This is a genomic window from Streptomyces sp. NPDC004629 (genome assembly GCF_042873595.1).
GTDB lineage: Bacteria > Actinomycetota > Actinomycetes > Streptomycetales > Streptomycetaceae > Streptomyces.
The window spans coordinates 290020-306828 of the sequence record NZ_JBIALO010000004.1 but is presented as its reverse complement, the minus strand read 5'-3'; the positions used below and the strand labels follow the sequence as shown (position 1 = coordinate 306828).

Annotated in this window: 15 protein-coding genes and 2 pseudogenes; 7 read left to right on the top strand and 10 right to left on the bottom strand. The window is 69.4% G+C overall.

Annotated features, from left to right (window positions below; all coding sequences use genetic code 11):
• Positions 1–30 precede the first annotated feature (30 nt).
• The gene (pcaC, locus tag ACFYTE_RS08525) at positions 31–1326 is read right to left on the bottom strand and encodes a 4-carboxymuconolactone decarboxylase (protein ID WP_388706642.1); all 1296 of its coding nucleotides are present in this window, start codon (positions 1324–1326) and stop codon (positions 31–33) included.
• 740 nt (positions 1327–2066) lie between these two features.
• Between pcaC and ACFYTE_RS08520 the strand changes: the two genes are divergently transcribed.
• On the top strand, positions 2067–3752 hold the full coding sequence (locus ACFYTE_RS08520; RefSeq protein ID WP_388706639.1) for a ribonuclease J: 1686 nt from the start codon (positions 2067–2069) through the stop codon (positions 3750–3752).
• 421 nt (positions 3753–4173) lie between these two features.
• Here the strand turns inward: ACFYTE_RS08520 and ACFYTE_RS08515 are convergent, their stop codons facing one another.
• From ACFYTE_RS08515 to ACFYTE_RS08490, 6 genes are all read right to left on the bottom strand, one after another.
• Positions 4174–4416 (bottom strand): DUF5302 domain-containing protein, encoded by a 243-nt coding sequence (locus tag ACFYTE_RS08515; protein ID WP_388706636.1) that lies wholly within the window; start codon positions 4414–4416, stop codon positions 4174–4176.
• A gap of 147 nt (positions 4417–4563) precedes the next feature.
• On the bottom strand, positions 4564–5979 hold the full coding sequence (locus tag ACFYTE_RS08510; protein WP_388706633.1) for a DEAD/DEAH box helicase: 1416 nt from the start codon (positions 5977–5979) through the stop codon (positions 4564–4566).
• Positions 5980–6240: 261 nt separating this feature from the next.
• A complete protein-coding gene (locus tag ACFYTE_RS08505) occupies positions 6241–6729 on the bottom strand; it encodes a GNAT family N-acetyltransferase (protein ID WP_388706631.1) in 489 nt (162 codons plus the stop codon).
• Between the two features lie 137 nt (positions 6730–6866).
• On the bottom strand, positions 6867–7922 hold the full coding sequence (locus ACFYTE_RS08500; protein ID WP_388706628.1) for a flavin monoamine oxidase family protein: 1056 nt from the start codon (positions 7920–7922) through the stop codon (positions 6867–6869).
• Positions 7923–7924: 2 nt separating this feature from the next.
• On the bottom strand, positions 7925–8971 hold the full coding sequence (locus tag ACFYTE_RS08495) for an alcohol dehydrogenase catalytic domain-containing protein (protein WP_388706625.1): 1047 nt from the start codon (positions 8969–8971) through the stop codon (positions 7925–7927).
• A gap of 28 nt (positions 8972–8999) precedes the next feature.
• On the bottom strand, positions 9000–9782 hold the full coding sequence (locus ACFYTE_RS08490; RefSeq protein WP_388706622.1) for an SDR family NAD(P)-dependent oxidoreductase: 783 nt from the start codon (positions 9780–9782) through the stop codon (positions 9000–9002).
• Positions 9783–10353: 571 nt separating this feature from the next.
• On the opposite strand from ACFYTE_RS08490, the gene ACFYTE_RS08485 reads away from it, so the two are divergent.
• Genes ACFYTE_RS08485 through ACFYTE_RS08475 form a run of 3 tightly spaced genes read left to right on the top strand, consistent with a single transcriptional unit; the run spans position 10354 to position 12218 of the window.
• Positions 10354–11235 carry a LysR family transcriptional regulator gene (locus ACFYTE_RS08485; RefSeq protein WP_388706620.1) on the top strand — a complete coding sequence of 294 codons (882 nt, stop codon included), beginning with the start codon at positions 10354–10356 and terminating at the stop codon, positions 11233–11235.
• 57 nt (positions 11236–11292) lie between these two features.
• Complete coding sequence (locus ACFYTE_RS08480) at positions 11293–11646, top strand: hypothetical protein (RefSeq protein WP_388706618.1); 354 nt, start codon at positions 11293–11295, stop codon at positions 11644–11646.
• A gap of 44 nt (positions 11647–11690) precedes the next feature.
• On the top strand, positions 11691–12218 hold the full coding sequence (locus tag ACFYTE_RS08475) for a carboxymuconolactone decarboxylase family protein (RefSeq protein ID WP_388706615.1): 528 nt from the start codon (positions 11691–11693) through the stop codon (positions 12216–12218).
• A 24-nt stretch (positions 12219–12242) separates the two neighbouring features.
• On the opposite strand, the pseudogene ACFYTE_RS08470 reads toward ACFYTE_RS08475, so the two are convergent.
• Both ACFYTE_RS08470 and ACFYTE_RS08465 read right to left on the bottom strand, forming a co-directional pair.
• Positions 12243–13591 (bottom strand): annotated as a pseudogene (locus tag ACFYTE_RS08470) (alpha-amylase family glycosyl hydrolase); the annotation flags it as partial.
• A gap of 53 nt (positions 13592–13644) precedes the next feature.
• A complete protein-coding gene (locus ACFYTE_RS08465) occupies positions 13645–13788 on the bottom strand; it encodes a hypothetical protein (protein ID WP_388706613.1) in 144 nt (47 codons plus the stop codon).
• 52 nt (positions 13789–13840) lie between these two features.
• Here ACFYTE_RS08465 and ACFYTE_RS08460 point away from each other — a divergent pair.
• Positions 13841–14602: pseudogene (locus tag ACFYTE_RS08460) on the top strand (extracellular solute-binding protein); the annotation flags it as partial.
• 85 nt (positions 14603–14687) lie between these two features.
• Here ACFYTE_RS08460 and ACFYTE_RS08455 read toward each other — a convergent pair.
• On the bottom strand, positions 14688–15068 hold the full coding sequence (locus tag ACFYTE_RS08455; RefSeq protein ID WP_388706610.1) for a hypothetical protein: 381 nt from the start codon (positions 15066–15068) through the stop codon (positions 14688–14690).
• Between the two features lie 196 nt (positions 15069–15264).
• Between ACFYTE_RS08455 and ACFYTE_RS08450 the strand changes: the two genes are divergently transcribed.
• Positions 15265–15708 carry a Fur family transcriptional regulator gene (locus tag ACFYTE_RS08450; RefSeq protein WP_388706607.1) on the top strand — a complete coding sequence of 148 codons (444 nt, stop codon included), beginning with the start codon at positions 15265–15267 and terminating at the stop codon, positions 15706–15708.
• A 154-nt stretch (positions 15709–15862) separates the two neighbouring features.
• Entirely contained in the window at positions 15863–16798 is a 936-nt protein-coding gene (locus ACFYTE_RS08445; protein WP_388706604.1) for a metal ABC transporter solute-binding protein, Zn/Mn family, read from the top strand.
• Positions 16799–16809: the final 11 nt, after the last annotated feature.

Below are 16809 nucleotides of genomic sequence, written 5' to 3'. Positions count from 1 at the left end.
GCCATCCTCCTCCCCGCCGAAGCCGTGCGCTCACTCCGCGGGTGTGGTCTCCTCCCGCACGACCTGCTGGGCCACCCGGAACGCGCTGTTCGCGGCCGGTACGCCGCAGTACACGGCCGCCTGGAGCAGCACTTCCTTGATCTCGTCGGGGGTGAGGCCGTTGCGCAGCGCCGCCCTGGTGTGGAAGGCCAGTTCCTCCAGGTGACCGCCGGCGACCAGCGCGGTGAGCGTGACACAGCTGCGCGTGCGGCGGTCGAGTCCGGGACGGTCCCAGATCTCGCCCCACGCGTAGCGGGTGATGAACTCCTGGAAGTCCCCGGAGAAGTCGTCGGACTGCGCCAGCGCCCGGTCGACGTGGGCGTCGCCCAGCACCTCGCGGCGGATCTTGAGGCCCGTCTCGTAGGTGTCGGGCCGTCCCGGCGGCTGCGGGGCCGTCACGGGTGGGGCGATCTCGGCGATGGGCGCGGCCTGCGGCGTGGCGGCGAGGACCGGTTTCGCGGGTGCCGCCACGATGGCCATCTGGCCGGTCGTCGAGTCGAACGCCGGCTGCCAGGCGCCGGAGAAGTGCCGCACCAGCAGGTCGGTGACGGCCGCGGGCTGCTCGACGGGCACGAGGTGGGAGGCGCCGGGGACGACCGCGAGACGGGCGTCCGGTATCCCGGCGACCAGGGTGCGTGCCTCGGCCGGGCCGGTGACCTGGTCCTCCGAGCCGACCAGCACCAGGGTGGGCACGCCCACGCGCCCCAGTTCGGGACGGACGTCGAAACCGGCCAGCGCCTCACAGGCGGCGATGTAACAGCCCGGGTCGGTGGTGCGCACCATCTGCACGGCCCACTCGGTGATCGCGGGCTGCGCGGCGGCGAAACCGCCGGTGAACCAGCGGTCCGGAGAGGTACGGGCGATCGGGTCGAGCCCGTTGGTACGCACGATCACCCCGCGCTGCCTGAACTCGTCGGCGGTGCCGAACCGGGGCGAGGTGGCGACCAGTGCGAGCGAGGCGAGCCGTTCCGGGTGACGCAGGGCCAGTTCCACACCGATCGCGCCGCCGAGCGCGCACCCCGCGTAGCCGAAGCGCTGCACGCCGAGCGCGTCGAGCGTGGCGAGCAGCCGGGCGGACAGTTCGGCGACAGAGTCCGCCGGGTGGGCGGGCGCGCCGCCGTGCCCCGGCAGATCGAACCGGAAGACACGCCACTGCCGGGTCAGTTCCGGAACCTGGCGGTCCCACATGTGCCATGTGGTGCCCAGGGAAGGACCCAAGATCAGGACGGGAGCCTCTTCTGGCCCGTCAAAGCGGTATTGCAGGGTGTTCGACGGTGTCTCACTCACGCCTCAGACCCTCTCACGTATCACGAAATCTCACACAGCCCGGGGAACCCGGCGGCTCTTGTCCCTCTCGGCGCGGCACGTCCGGCACTGCCGGAACCCTCGGGGATCCAGATACGAGTTCTCCGGCGTGTACGCGTGGCCTTGGGGGCAGTGCGTCCTCCTGGCTCGCGCGCGCTCCCAGTCCCTGCGCCGCAGAACTTCCTTCTTTGGCACGGCTTCCAGGTGGTCCGGGTTGCAGCAAAGCGTAAAGTGCCGTCCCCAAGGAGCGGCATGACGCACATGGAAGCCCTCCGGAACCTCACCTGAACACCACACGGTGGACAAGCTGTGTCTTTCCCTCGTAGGCGACTTGGCCGGCTTGCCCCTCCGTTGCACTCCCGTGCAAGCCATCCCACATCGTGGCGGCTTCGCGAAGGCCCTCGACGTCCGGCTTCACGTACCACTTCTTGGTGGTCTTCACACTCGTGTGTCCGGCCCACCGCGCAAGATGTGATCCGGCACGCCGTTGTTGGCCGGGTACGTGAGACAGGACGAGCGAGCGTCGTAGAGACGGACGCGGCGGAGACCCATGAGGGACAGCGGATCTCGTCCTGGTCGGCGAACACGGTGAGGACACCTGGCGCTGGTCGCCTACGCAATCTCGGAACTCTGGAACGGCTGAAGCCAGAGTCGGGTGAGCCCAAGGGGAGATCACACAGGCAATGGATCACCCTGTCCCGCTCTCCGGGTACCGTCAGGGTATGAGTCATCCGCACCCCGAGCTGAAAGCCGCCCCTCCCCTGCCTGAAGGAGGGCTGCGGGTCATCGCCCTGGGCGGCCTGGGTGAGATCGGCCGCAACATGACCGTCTTCGAGCACGCGGGCAAGCTGCTCATCGTCGACTGCGGCGTGCTGTTCCCCGAGGAGACCCAGCCCGGCGTGGACGTGATCCTGCCGGACTTCACCTCGATCCGGGACCGGCTGGACGACATCGTGGCCGTGGTACTCACCCACGGCCACGAGGACCACATCGGCGGCGTGCCGTACCTGCTGCGCGAGCGGTCCGACATTCCCGTCGTCGGCTCCAAGCTGACGCTGGCGTTCCTGGAGGCCAAGCTCAAGGAACACGGCATCCGGCCGCGCACGGTGCGGGTGCGGGAGGGCGACCGGCGGGGCTTCGGGCCCTTCGACTGCGAGTTCGTGGCGGTCAACCACTCCATCCCGGACAGCCTCGCGGTCGCGATCCGCACCCGGGCCGGGATGGTGCTGCACACCGGCGACTTCAAGATGGACCAGTTCCCTCTCGACGATCGCATCACTGATCTGCGCGCCTTCGCCCGCCTCGGCGAGGAGGGCGTGGACCTGTTCCTCACCGACTCCACCAACGCCGAGGTCCCCGGTTTCACCACCTCCGAGCGTGAGCTGAACCCGGCGATCGAGCAGGTGATGCGCACCGCGCCGCGCCGGGTCATCGTCTCCAGCTTCGCCAGCCATGTGCACCGCATCCAGCAGGTCCTGGACGCCGCCCACCTGCACGGCCGCAAGGTCGCCTTCGTAGGCCGCTCCATGGTCCGCAACATGGGCATCGCCCGCGACCTGGGCTATCTGAAGGTCTCCTCCGGTCTGGTCGTGAGCACGAAGGAGCTGGAGAAGCTCCCGGACCACAAGGTCACTCTGGTGTGCACCGGTTCCCAGGGCGAACCGATGGCCGCGCTGTCACGGATGGCCAACCGCGACCACATGATCCGCATCGGCAAGGGCGACACCGTCCTGCTCGCCAGCTCCCTCATCCCCGGCAACGAGAACGCCATCTACCGGGTGATCAACGGACTCACCCGGTGGGGCGCCCACGTGGTCCACAAGGGCAACGCCAAGGTGCACGTCTCCGGGCACGCCAGCGCCGGCGAACTCGTCTACTGCTACAACATCGTCAAGCCCCGCAACGTCATGCCCGTGCACGGCGAATGGCGCCATCTGCGGGCCAACGGCGACCTCGCCATCCGTACCGGTGTCGACCCCGACCGGGTCGTCATCGCCGAGGATGGCGTCGTCGTTGACCTCGTCGGCGGGCGCGCGTCCATCACCGGCAAGGTCCCCGCCGGCAACGTCTACGTGGACGGCATGGAAGTCGGCGGCGCCACGGAAGCGTCGCTCAAGGATCGCCTCACCCTCGCCGCCGAAGGCGTGGTCACGGTGGTGGCGATCGTCGACGCAGACACCGGCACCCTCGCCGAGGCCCCCGACTTCCTGGCCCGCGGTTTCGTCCACGACGAGACCACCTTCGAGCCGGTCATCCCCGTCATCGAGAAGACCCTGGCCACCGCAGCCGAGGAGGGCGTCGGGGACGCGCGCCAACTCGAACAGCTCCTCGCCCGCGCCGTGGCGAACTGGGCGTTCCGCGCCCACCGCCGCAAGCCCCTCATCATCCCCGTCATCATCGACGCCTGAGCCGCAGCCCGGCAGCACGGTCCGTGGTTCCGGTGGCGGCCCCGCGAGCATCGAGGCCGGGCACGCCCGGACCGGACGGTGGCGAAGCCACCGGGCTCGACGAGGCGGATCGCCTCGCCGTGGGCGGCCGGCAGGTCCGCGAGGGAGTCGGTGTTGCGGGCGACGGCCCTGTCGCCGCCCTCCAGGGCCGCCTGCGCGAACTCGCGGCCGAAGCCGCGGGAGGAACCGGTGACATGGCGGCGGTGCACCCCGCCCAGATGGTGCACCTACCGCATCTGGGCCATTCCCCCAGGCGAGTCCGCCGGCTACGCCCCGCCCACAACGCGCGCACGGGCATGCGCACGTCGCGGGCCACTGCACGGGACGCGCGAGTGGATGGCGCGAGTGCCGGTGAAGCGGTCAGATCGCGGGACTCATCGGCTCAGCCGCCGCTCTTGCGCCTGAACGACCGCTGGCTCGCAGCCGGGCCGTGCGCCGAACGCACCTTCGACGCATCGGACTTGGCGGCAACATCAGCGGCGTCCGCCTGCGCACCGCGCTTGCGCGCCAGGGCTTCGCGGAACTTGCGCTTGAGGTCGTAGTTGCCGTCGCTGTCCGGCTCCAGAGGGGACGTCCCGGGGGCAGCCGGCTCCGAACCTTCCGTAGATGCGGGCTCTGCGGTCATGGTGACCTCCTGGGTTCGGGGGTGGGCAAGCACAGCTTGTCATGCTGGGCGCAGTGCGAGGCGCCGGCAACGTCATCCTGCTCCGTTTCGGCGGGTATCCCTCTCGCGGCCAAAGGCGTTGACTTCGTAGGTGAGGCGCAACGGCTCTCAGCCGTTGCGACGCACGAGGGCGGCCCTGCGGGCCTCGGCGAGCTTGCGGGCCTCGCCGGCCTTTCGGGACTTTCCGCCGGCGCCGCGGGAGGTGCCCTTGCTGGTGCCGAGGCCGCGGAAGGGAGCGTTGGTGTTCTTGGGGCGGGGGACGGCGGGCCCGCCGTCGAGCGGGATCCCTGAGGGAGTCTTGGCGCCGGTGATCCGGCTCAGCTCCGCCTCGCCCGAGCGCACCTTGGTGACGGTCGGCTCGATGCCGGCCCCGGCCATCATGCGGCTCGTCTCGCGGCGCTGGCCCGCCAGCACGAGCGTGACCACGCTGCCGGACTCACCGGCGCGGGCGGTGCGGCCCGCCCGGTGCACATAGTCCTTGGCGTCGGTGGGCGGGTCGACGTTGACCACGAGATCGAGGTCGTCGACGTGCAGGCCACGAGCCGCGACATTGGTCGCCACCAGAACGGTGATCTGGCTGTTCTTGAACTGCGCCAGGGTCCGTGTGCGCTGTGGCTGGGACTTGCCGCTGTGCAGGGCCCCGGCGTGCACCCCGCTGGCCCGCAGATGCCGGGTGAGCTGGTCGACGGCGTGCTTGGTGTCGAGGAACAGCAGTACGCGACCGTCGCGGGCGGCGATTTCCGTGGTGACGGCGTAGCGGTCAGGGCCGTGGACGACCAGAACGTGGTGCTCCATCGTCGTGACCGTGCCCGCGGCCGGGTCGACCGAGTGGACGACGGGGTCGTGGAGGTAGCGACGGACCAGTTGATCGACGTCGCGATCGAGAGTGGCCGAGAAGAGCATCCGCTGACCGTCGGGGTGCACCTGGTCGAGCACGTCGGCAACCTGCGGCAGGAATCCCATGTCGCACATCTGGTCGGCCTCGTCCAGCACAGTGATTCTCACCCGTCCCAGGCGGCAGGCGTTGCGTTCGATCAGGTCGTGCAGGCGTCCGGGGGTGGCGACGACCACCTCGGCTCCCTGGCGCAGCGCGGCGATCTGCCGGCCGATCGACGTTCCGCCGACGACCGAGGCGATCCGCAGCCGCAGCGCCTCGGCGTACGGCGCCAGCGCCTGGGTGACCTGTTGGGCCAGCTCCCGGGTGGGCACAAGGATCAGAGCGAGGGGCTGCTTCGGTTCGGCGCGCCGCCCGGCTGTACGTGTCAGCAGCGGCAGGCCGAAGGCGAGCGTCTTGCCTGATCCGGTGCGCCCGCGTCCCAGGATGTCGCGCCCTTCCAGGGCATCGGGCAGTGTGGCGGCCTGGATCGGAAAGGGTTCGCGCACCCCCAGTTCGTTCAGTGTCCGCAGCACCTCCGTCGGCAGTTCCAGACCGGCGAAGGTGACGGCCGGGAGCAGCGCCGGGGTCGTTGCCCCGGGCTGGGCGGGACTGCCGTGAGCGATGCCGGAGTCGTTGGGATGCTTCATAAACAGCCTTCCGCAAGGGAACGTACCGAGGAAGGCCCGGCAGGTTCGAACAGCCCACGCACAAGCCGAACGGAACAGGTAGAAACACCCACCGCGACGACCACGCAAACGCGTGAGACTAACACATGGGGCCCCTACACCACTTCTCAGGACGCAACCGGGCAGAGGAGACGGCACACACGGAGCGCGCGGCGTCCAGCGGCTCCTGCAAGCCGGCCACCATGCAGCGAAGCCGGTGCCCCGCCTACCGGCACTACCGCGTCATTCCGAAGGAATGCGGAACTCGAATTCGGGACGGTCCCACGGCACGGCGGGCGGGTTCGCGAGCGCGGTCCCGATCCGCACTGCACCTGCGCGGTGGTAGAAGTCCTCGGCGGGAAGATGCGACACGACCTTGACACGGTCGAGCCCGGCGGCACGGGCCTCGGACTGCATGTGCGCGACGAGCAGCCGTCCAATACCCCGTCCTTGCGCTTCGTCGGCGACGAACAGCAGGTCGAGTTCCGGTGGAGCGAGGACGAGCGAGTAGAACCCGAGGACCCGGTCTCCATGCTCGTCGGCGCCGACGGCCACAAAGGCGCGGTGGGCCTCGATGTAATCAGGACCGACCCGGTAGCCCGCGACTGCGGCTGCGTACTTACCCTCGTAGGCGCCTGAGCCACGCACGAGCCGCGTGAGCCGTTTGGCATCCCGCGCGACGGCCCTCCGTATCGTGATCGGCTGGCTGATCGGGGGTGTGCGTGAACTCATCGGAAGAGTATGTCGCACCGGGGCGTGCCGTCGTGCGGCGGTCCGGCTGCTCAGGCAGGATGCCGCAGGTGTGCCGGAGCTGCTTGTGAGTTGTTCCAGTGCGGTGTGAGTCCGTCCAGTTCGGGCCGCGGCTGGGATCAGCCGGACAGGACCGCGTGCGCTGCTCGCTCCGCCGCGATGAGGGCGCCTTCGACATGCCCGGCGAAGTCCGGTGCGGTCTCGGTGGAGCCCCAGTGCAGGCGCCCGTCCAGGGTGGGCTGCTGGTAGAGGTCGTGGCCGAACAGCTGGTAGGTGGTCAGGCGGTGGACGTCGTCGGGGGAGGTCCACTCCTCCTGTCCCCAGTCCTGTACGAGTAGTTCGGTTGGTTCACCGGCCGCGGGGTCGTATACGGCGGCGAGTTGCGCGCGGACCTGGTCCTCGAAGCCGGTGCGGCGGGCGAGCTGGGTCGGAGCGAAGCCGAACAGCACGGCGGGGGCACCGTCAGGCCCTGAGATGTCATGCATTTCCTGCAGGGGGCCGACGCGGCTCACGCCTGCGCCCGCGAGCCCGGCCTCGCGCCAGAACGGGCGCGGGTAGCGGGCGAGAACCTTGGCGACGGCGCCCATCCACACCGGGGTGAAGCGGGCCACCTTGGCCAGCTCCGTGGGGAGTTGGCCGTCGAAGTCGATCCGGGCGACGGCCAGCGCCGGAGGTACGGCGAGCACCACGTGCCCGGCGCGCAGGACCGAGTCCGCGGTGTGCACATCCAGACCGTCGGCGACGTGGCGGATCGCGGTGACCGGGGTATTCAGGCGGACGGCCCGGGCGGGGAGGCGGGCCGCCATACCGCGGGCGAGGCCGTCCGTGCCGTTCACGAAGCGGCGGGAGGGGCCTTCGACCAGGTTGCCCGAGTAGCGCTGCACTGCCTCGGAGGTCTGGAACATGGTGTCGCCGACGAGGCGGTGGGGGAAGGACTCGACGCCGAGGTCCTCGGCGAGCTGCGCGATGCACGGCTCGTTGTCCCAGAACCAGCTGGCGCCCAGATCCATCGCGCCCCCTTCGGCGGGAATGCTCAGCACCCGGCCGCCCACCCGGCCGCGGCCCTCCAGGACCACGGTGTCGCGTCCGGCGGCCGCCAGTGCGGTGGCGGCGGCGAGTCCGCCGATGCCGGCGCCGACCACGACGACGTCATGCGTCTCGTACGGCTGCGTCATGGTCATTGCCCATCTGCACGTGAACCGGTGGTGAGCACCGTCCGGAACCGGGCGCACCCCTCGCGCACCGCGTCGACGGCCTGCTGCGCGTCCTGGAGCGGCACGGTCTGCACCCAGGGCCGGGCGCCGGTCGCCACGGCGAAGCGCATCGCCTGCTCGGTGTCGGCGGGGCTGCCGGTCAGATGCCCGGTGACGCTCTGCGCGTTCAGGACGAGCTTGCCCAGCGGCAACTCCAGCGGCGTGCCGTCGAAGCCGACGACGGTGAGCCGGCCGTGCGGGGCGAGGCCCTCGACCAGTTCCGCCAGAGGCGCGCTGCTGGTGGCCGTGGACAGGATCAGCTGGGCGCCACCCAGCCGGCGCAGCGCCTCCCCCGGGGCCTGTGCGTCGGAGTCGATGGAGTGGTGCGCCCCCAACTCGTGGGCGAGGGCCTGCTTCTCCTCGCCTCGTGCGATCGCCACGGTCTCGAAGCCCATGGCCGCCGCGAACTGCACGGCCAGGTGGCCGAGCCCGCCGATGCCCAGGACGGCGACCCGGTCGCCGGGCTCGGCGCCGGAGTGCCGCAGCGCATTGAACGTCGTCACCCCCGCGCACCCGAATGGTGCGGCCTCGGCGAAGGACAGACCCTCGGGGATCCGTACGAGCGCCGGGGCGGGCACGGTGATGGTGGTGGACCAGCCGCCCGGGTACGACAGGCCGGGGATCCGCCGCTCGGGGCAGTGGACGACATCCCCGCGACGGCAGGCGGCGCAGTGCCCGCAGCTGCCCCCGAACCAGCCGACGGTCACCCGCTCGCCGACCGCCCAGCCCGCCACGTCCGCCCCCGACTCGGCGATGTTCCCTGCGACTTCATGCCCCGGTGTGATCGGGAATCCGCCGTCGGGGCGGGCGGCACGGACCGTGCCGAGGTCCGCGCCGCAGATCCCGGAAGCCATGACGTCCACCCGTACCTCCCCGGCTTCGGGACGGCGCGCGTCCACCGGGACGGCCCGGACCGGTGCCTTGGCCTCGGCCACTTGGGCGGCTCGGTGGCGGTGAGCGTCGTAGGACATGGGGAACTCCTCAGCTGGTGGGGTGGGGTCAGTTGCGTCCGGCCATGACGCCGCCGTCGACGTCCCAGATGGCGCCGGTGACCCAGCCGGCCCTGTCGGACAGCAGGAACGCCACCGTGTCGGCGACGTCCTCAGGGGCGCCGGTGCGGCCCAACGGGTGGAAGTCGTCGAAGCCGTCGAGCGCCGAGTCCATCTCCGCCTTGGGGATGAACTCCTCGTAGATCGGCGTACGGACGACCGCGGGGGCGACGGCGTTGACGCGGATGCCGTGCGCGGCGAACTCGATGGCCAGGTTCTTGGTCAGCGCGTGCAGGCCGCCCTTCGCCAGGGAGTACGCCGACGACGGGGTGGCGGCGATCGCCTGGTGCGCCCACATGGAGCCGATGTTGACGATCGATCCCTTCGCGCCGCTCTTGATGATGTTGTCGGCGACGGTCTGGGTGAGGAAGAAGAAGCCCCGGTTGATGGCCTGGTAGCGGTCGTAGTCGTCGGCCGTGTGCTCCAGGAAACGCTTCGGGGCGAACACGCCGGCCGCGTTGACCAGCAGCGTCGCGTCCGCGTGCTGCGCGGTGAGAGTGATGCGGAGCTGGTCGACGGCGGCGGGGTCGTTCAGGTCGCCGCCGAGGCCGACAACGTCGCCGTACGCGGACAGCTCGGCGGCCGCCTTCTCCGCGCCGACCTGGCTGCGGCCGGTGACGACGGCGCTGCCGCCGCCTTCGAGGACGCGCTGGGCAATCGCCTTGCCCATGCCGCTGGTGCCGCCGATGACGACGATCTTCTGGCCGGTGAAGTCAAGGGTGCTGAGGGACATGGTGCTGCTCCTGGTGCGAAGGGTGCCCCCTGGGGCACTGGGGCGGAGGCGGGGTGGAGGGGAGGTTGGGCTGTCGGCAGGACCGAGGGGGTTCAGGCGGCGTCGTAGATCCGCACCTCCGGTGCTGCCTCGTAGACACCGGCAGCGGCAACCCGGTCGGCCGGGGCCACCTGCAGCGTGGTCTCAAGATAATCGGTGGTGATGTCTCCAGGACTCGTCAGGGGTGTGTCTTCGGAGGTGAACCCCTCGACTCCCGCGACGTTACGAGCCCTCTGCGAGAGTCGGTAGAGGAGACCGATGAATCCGGGTATAGGGAGTGTGTATGGCCACACCCATCCGGATCGTCTGTTCACCGGGTTCGGTCAGCCGCCGTGCCTCCGCCGCCACGGCATCGAGCGCGGCCACCGCCGACGACCGTGGTGACAGCAGAGTCCGGCACAGGGCACTTCCTGGATGAACGGCAGCGAGTGTTATAAGGATGGGTGATGAGGAGGTCACCGGCGGCCCACGGTAGAAGCCGGTGAGCCGAGGCGATAGGTGACATCAGCGAATGGGGCGATAAGCCATGGCTATGATGGAACGACTGAACGTCGAAGGGCTCCGCTACGCGCAGGCGGTCGCCGAGACACGCTCCTTCAGCGCCGCGGCACGGGCGTACGGCGTCACTCAGCCGGCCCTGTCCAACGGGATCGCGAAACTTGAGGAACGGCTCGGGGAGAGGCTCTTCGACCGGTCGCCGCGCGGCGTGACGCAGACCGCGTTCGGCACCCGCATCCTGCCCCTCATCGAGCGTGCCGTGGGCGCGCTCGATGCCGTCGCAGCGGAGGCCAGACGGCTGACCGAACCGGGTGATCAGAAGATCCGCATGGGTGTCTCGCCGCTCATCGGCCCGCATCTGGTGGCCCGCGCGTTCAGCGCCGTCCGCGAGCTGCCCACACCCCGCGATCTCGTGCTGCGTGAGGCGAACATGCAGGATCTGCGGGACGGCCTGCGGGCCGGGCAACTCGACATCATCCTCATCCCGGCCGTGACGGCCATGCCGCGCTTCGAGCACCGGGTCATCGATGTCGAGCCCATCGTCGTCGTCGGACCCGCCGCCGACGACGACGCCTCACTCGAACTCACCGAAGCCGGGGACGAACAGTTCATCCTCGTGCCGGACGCGTGCGGATTGACGACGTTCACCACCCAGCTCTTCCACGCGCACGAAGTGCCGCTGCGTACCTACCCGGGCGAAGCGGCCAGCTACCGCGTGCTGGAGGAATGGGCCGGTCTCGGACTCGGCTCGGCGATGATTCCCCAGTCCAGGCTCACCTCCCCGGATGTCCCCCACCGCCCTCTGCTGAACGAGGGCCGAGAGGTGCAGATCTCCTTCGAGGCCGTCTGGAACCCGGATTCCGCGCTGCGCACGGACCTCACCCTCCTTGCGCAGGCCCTCGGCGCAATCCGTTAGTCATGCGCATCACTTATACCGTGATTCAGTGGACACCCCTACCGGATCTTATGGCGCGTGCCTAGCTTCGGGTTCGTACTGCGGAAGTACCGCAGCACACCCGACGAGCGAGAAAGGGCAGCCATAGCCATGGCCTATCTTGAGATCACCCTGCACATGGACCCGGCCAACCGTCCCGCGGCGGCCGCCGTCTACGAGAAGTACAAGCAGCCGTTCCTGGACACCGTCACCGGCGCCACCGGCAAGGAACTCCTGATCCGTGCCGAAGACGTCCAGGTGCTCCACGCCTTCCGATCCATGGCGGACGCCACCGCCTACCTGGACAGCGAGCTGTTCACCCAAGACGTCGTGGGCGAACTCACGCCACTGCTGCAGACGGAACCCGACGTGCGCGTGTACGACACCGTCTGAGATTTCGGACACCGGCGAACTGATTCTCAGCGAAAGAGCGCAGCATGAGCGATGTACGAGTCACCCCGTGGCAGGATGACGATTTTCCTTCTCCCCCGCCCGAACTGCTTGCGGGCATGCGAGGCCGTCGACCCAACGGCGAGTTGATCGGAATTGACCGGGTACTGCTGAGAAGCGTCCCGCTCGCAACAGGTTGGAACGGGCTACTGGGCCGAGTTCGCGCCGACTTCGGCCTGAAGCTGGAGTATCGCGAACTGATCATGTTGCGCGTGGCCGTGCTGAACAAGGCGGACTTCGAATGGGGCGTGCATTACCCGGCATACTTGCAGGCGGGTGGCACAGAGGAGAAGTGCGAAGCCCTGAAGGAGCCGAGCAGAGACAGCGGGATCTTCAACGAAGAAGAGCGCGCCCTCATCACACTCACGGACCAGTCCACGAAGCAGATCGAAGTAGACGCTGAAGTCATCGAAGAGCTCAAGCGTCTCTTCGGTGAGACCGAAACGGTGGAAGCGGTCGCCACGGTCGCGGCCTACAACATGGTCTCCCGCTTCCTGGTGGCACTGGCCGTCTGAAGCGCCGCTCCAGGCGACTGACCCTGCGAGCCAGGCCGCCTGGTCCGGGGCCAGTCGCTCGTCTTCGACGGGACCGCTGGCCAGCAGGATCGAGGTGTGCTCGGGCAACTGGTAGGGCTCGGTGGAGAGGTTGATGACGCACACGAAGCCGGGCTTGCGGCGGAAGGCGAGAACTCCGGCGGGGACGCCGTCCAGCCAGGTCAGGGTGGAGTCGCCGAGGGCGGGGTGCTCGCGGCGCAGACGGAGGGCGGCGCGGTAGAGCTCCAGCATGGAGGCCGGGTCGCCGCTCTGGGCTTCCGCCGTGCGCGGCGCCCAGTCGCAGGGCTGTGGCAGCCAGGGTGCGGCGGTGGCGTCTTCCGCGCCCGCGGGTGCCTGCGGGCTGAACCCGTACGGTGTGGTCCGTCCGGACCAGGGTATCGGGACGCGGCAGCCGTCGCGATTCCCTGGTCAGTGTGGCCGGAGCGTTCCCAGACGGGGTCCTGGAGGACGGATTCGGGCAGGTCCTCCACCTCGGGGAGGCCCAGTTCCTCGCCCTGGTAGACGTAGGCGCCACCGGGGAGGGCGAGAGTGAGCAGGGCTGCGGCACGGGCGCGCCGGGTGCCCAGTTCGAGGCCGGCGGGGTACTCGTCGGCCACCTTGCGCCAGGCGCGGTAGATGTCGTGGACCTCGTCGCGGTCCCAGAAGGGGTGCACGCCGCCGTCGCGTCCGGCCAGGTCCGGCAGTTCGGGGTCCTTGACGAGGCCGTGGGCCACATCGATGCGGAAGCCGTCGACTCCGCGGTCGAACCAGAAGCGCAGGACGGCCTCGAACTCGGTGTGGACGTCCGGGTGTTGCCAGTTGAAGTCCGGCTGCTGGGGGGTGAAGAGGTGGAGGTACCACTCGCTGTCGGACACGCGGGTCCAGGCCGGACCACCGAAGCGGGAGTCCCAGTCGTTGGGCGGCAGGGCGCCCTCCGGGCCGCGGCCGGGGCGGAAGATGTAGCGCGCGCGTTCGGGGCTGCCGGGGCCTGCCGCCAGCGCGCTTTGCAACCAGGCGCGTTGGTCGGAGGAGTGGTTGGGGACGATGTCCGCAATGATGCGGATCCCGTGCGCGTGCGCCTCCTCGATGAGCTGCTCCGCCTCGGCGACCGTGCCGAACAGCGGGTCGATCTCGCGGTAGTCGGCCACGTCGTAACCGTGGTCGGCCATCGGCGACTTGTACCACGGGTTGATCCAGAGGGCGTCCACGCCCAGGGACTTGAGGTACGGAAGCCGGGAGCGGATACCGGCGATGTCGCCGATGCCGTCACCGTCGCCGTCGGCGAAGCTGCGGATGTAGACCTGGTAGATGACGGCGCTGCGCCACCAAGGAATGGTGGCGGTGGTGGCGGGCACGGTGTTGTTGCTCCTTGGTCGTTTCACGTCGGACTCAGACCTGTCGGTGTGTCTCAGGCGGTCGTCGGCAGGCTGTGGTGGCCTGCGTTGTCGGTGTGCGGTAGGAGGCCGTAGTAGATCCGGGGCGCGCCGTCGAGCGTCAGCGTCGCGCTGCCGTTGGCGACCGGGATCTGGGTGACCCGTCCGATCGCGTCCACCTGCTGTACGGCGACCGTGACCGGGGTCTTGGTGGCCGTCGGGTGTGTCGAGCTGTTCGACTCGATCGCCGGCGGCAACGCTCCCGACCTGGCCTGGATAGGCGACCCGTCGAGGGACCTGATGGCCTCCGACGCGCTGGTCGGCCTGACCGACAAGCTGAAGGCGACCCCCGGCTGGGAGTATGACGACCTGGAGGCCAGCGCGACCAAGGAGTTCAGCCGGGACGGCACCCTGTGCGCCTACCCGTTCTCGACCTCGCCATACGCGCTGTACGTGAACACCGACCTGCTGGCGAAGGCCGGCCAGAAGATCGACCCGAATAACCTGACCATCGTCGCCGGTGTGCCGAGGCGGGCCTGGGAGGCGGCGATCTCGCCCTGTACGGCGCTCGCGGTGATCGAGAGTCTGGAGGCCGTCGAAAGCGAGGCGACCAGCGACGTGGCGGTGCGGTTCGAGCGACCGGCGCCGGACGACACACCGGCGTACCGCGTCGCGTTCACGCAGGACATCAACCTCGCGGACCTGCCCGACTACCGGCCGGGCGGCGTCATGGTGGTCCAGTACCCGTCAGACCGGCCGTGGAGGGTGAGGATCGTGAGGCGGCCGACGCCGGAGTGGGAGGAACGGGCGACCGGTGCCCGCCTCCACGCGGCGCCGGGGCCGGTCCTGGTGAGCGAGCCCTCCGGGGGCTGTGCCGTCGGCTCCGTCACGCTGCTCGCCGCGGCCGGTCTGGTCCTGCTGTTCCGCACCGACCTGTTCGACGAGGGCGCCTCCGCACATCCACCGTCCTCCACCCGGCCGTCGGCTCGCTCGCCTCGCCACGTCGGCCCCAGACCCAGGAGGCGAGCTGCACCATTGGCGGACAAGTGGCCTCCCAAGGCCGCGCGTTCGTCTGTCCTCAGTTGAGATGGGCGACCTGCCGCGGGGCAAGTGCCGCGCGCAGCCTGTCGGGCAGTGCGTCGCCTTCGGGCATGCCGGCCCGCAGCCAGGCACCGACCGCTGCGGCATCGGCTTCGGTGACAATCGGGCCAAGGCGCACCACAGCGCCGGTCGGCCTGCGGTCGACAGCGCATGGCTGCACGGCGGCGTGCAAGCCGCGGCGGGCACGGCAGTGCAGAAACCTCTCCAGGCAGCCGGTGGAGACCATGACTGCGTGCGGGCAGCTGCGGACCGCCTCGCGCAGCCGGTCCATCACCTGGTCGTGGGCAGCGTCTCGGCAGGTCGCACAGACGACGAGGGTGAAGGGGTGATCCCGGCGGCCCCCTGCTGCATCACTCATGCCAGCGGTCCCTCCGTGAGGCGGCTTGTGAAACTGACTTCCATTTCCATCATGCCACCGCAAGGAGCGGCCCGCCCGGCAGACGAGACAGGGGCGGCCACGGCCAGCCGCACCCTCGGTGGACCATAGTCATGGAAATCATGTTCAATTAATCTGGCGTTGCGGAACGTTCCCAGCATCTCCGGAGGCACCCCTCATGCAGGATTCGGCGGCCGCGGAGCCACAGCCGGACTGGCGGTCGACCCGACAACGGGCCGCCGTACTCCGGGTGTTGCACGACTGCCCCGACTTCACATCCGCCCGGGAGTTACACGAGGCGCTTGCCGCCGGAGGCTCCGCAGTGGGGCTGACCACGGTGTACCGGACCCTCCGGATGCTGGAGCGGACCGGACGCGTCGACGTCGTACGGGACAGGAGCGGAGAACGGCTCTACCGCCCCCGGCCGACCGACGGACACCGCCACTACCTCGTCTGCCGACGCTGCGGCCTCAGCCGGGTCGTGGAGGCCGACGCCGTCGAACGCTGGGCCGACAGCGTGGCCGCGACCACCGGCTTCGCCGAGGTTGAGCACACCGTGGAACTCACGGGCGTCTGCGACCACTGTCAGCCGCGGCCCGATCCGGAGAGTCCTCATCCATAGCGGACACGTCAAGTCTCGGCAATGATTTTCATATCATCCAGACACGGCCATGGTCTTGACATTCGTTTCCATCTAGCGTGGTGGTGTGCGCCGGACAGAACCGGCCCGCGCCGACATCGCGAAGACTCCCGTTCACACCTGTCATGGAGGATCCATGCCCACGCCCTCGTCCCGGCCTCTGGCGCTGATAGCCGGCGTCTCCCTGGCCCTACTGGCAGGCTGTGGCAGTTCGTCGGACTCCGGAAGCGACGGGAGCGCCTCGGCAAGCCCGGTCGCCGCGGATGCCGTCCCGGTGGTCGCCTCCACGAACGTCTACGGTGACATCGTCAAGCAGATCGGCGGCGACAAGGTCGACGTCACCTCGATCATCAGCGACCCCGACCAGGACCCGCACTCCTACGAGGCCAGCACCCAGAACCAGTTGGCGCTGTCCAAGGCGAAGGTCGTCATCGAGAACGGCGGCGGCTACGACGACTTCATCGACCGGATGCTGAAGAGCAACAACAGCTCCGCCGAGGTGATCGACGCGGTCGAGGTGTCCGGGAAGACCGCCCCGAAGGGCGGCGAGCTGAACGAGCACGTCTGGTACGACTACCCCACCGTCGCCAAGATCGCCGACAGCATCGCCGCCGCCCTCGGCAAGGCCGACTCCGCGGACGCCGCGACCTTCACGAAGAACGCTGAGACGTTCAAGGCGAAGCTCAAGCCTCTGGAGACGAAGGAAGCGGACATCAAGAAGAACCATGGCGGCGAGGCCATCGGCATCACCGAGCCCGTACCGCTGTACATGACCGAGGCCGGCGGACTGGTGAACAAGACGCCTGAGGAGTTCAGCGAGGCGATCGAGGAAGGCGACGACGTCTCCCCGAAGACCCTTCAGGAGACTCTGTCGCTGTACAGCGGCAAGCAGGTCAAGGCACTGGTCTACAACGCGCAGACCTCCGGCCCGCAGACGCAGAAGGTCGAGGACGCGGCGAAGGCGGCCGGCATCTCCGTCGTGCCGGTGACCGAGACGCTGCCCAAGGGCGAGGACTACCTCGGCTGGATGACCTCCAACGTCGACGCGCTCGCGAGCGCGCTGGACAAGTGAGGCGGCCGGCC